This is a genomic window from Mesorhizobium sp. M7A.F.Ca.CA.004.06.1.1 (genome assembly GCF_003999135.1).
In the GTDB taxonomy this organism is placed as follows: domain Bacteria; phylum Pseudomonadota; class Alphaproteobacteria; order Rhizobiales; family Rhizobiaceae; genus Mesorhizobium.
Genome location: NZ_RZPQ01001305.1, coordinates 1 through 777 on the forward strand (window position 1 = coordinate 1; position 777 = coordinate 777).

At 66.2% G+C, this 777-nt stretch carries 1 protein-coding gene; it reads right to left on the minus strand.

What is annotated here, in order from left to right; translation table 11 throughout:
* Positions 1-777 (minus strand): esterase-like activity of phytase family protein (locus tag EN906_RS35960; RefSeq protein ID WP_206529286.1); only part of this gene is annotated, 777 nt, incomplete at both ends.

Sequence of the window (777 nt, forward strand, 5' to 3'; positions counted from 1 at the left end):
CCTGGTCATTGGGCGCGCGATTGTGCAGGCCGAAGCGGCCGAGCTCGGCACTGTCGTTGATGTCGATGAATGGCGTCAGCTTGGCCGGTGTCACCGATGGGTCGACGACGCCTTTGGGGGCGACCGGCCTGTCAGCGCCGTCGAAGGCGCCGCCGGCGATGTCGGTCGCGGTGGATAGGTCGACGACGTTGACCTGGCGATAGAGCGAGGCGTCGCCCTTCAGGCCCTGGCCGTTGCCGCTGTCGCGCGCCAGCATCAGGAAGCTCTTGTCGGAGAGTGCCACGATCTCGCTCTGCGCGGCGACCTTGGTCTTGCCCTTGGCATCCTTGAACACCGGCAGCGGCACGACATATTCGTGCGCCAATTTGAGATGGGCGAGGTCGGACGTGTCATAGACCAGCGCCCTGGTGTTCTGGCGGGTCGAGCCGGAATCGCCGCCGTCCTGCCTGGCCGCCGACTGCAGCACGGCGATCAGGAACTTGCCGTCGGGCGTCATCGCCATGCCTTCGAGGCCTTGATTGTTCTGGCGGCCGGTGTCGGGATCCTTCGGATCGGGCTCGGCGGCACCGGGTCCCGGATTGTCCGAGGCGAAGTTCGGCGTGCCGTGGCGCATCGGCACCAGCGCAGCCGGTGGCTGGGTTGCCGACAGCAGATGCCCGTCGGCGGAAAACCGATAGATGTTCGGGCCGTATTCGTCGGAGATGAACATCGAACCATCGGGCAGTCGCACGATCGCCTCGTTGTCGAGCGCCAGCTTGCCAGTGTCGGCTTGCGGCA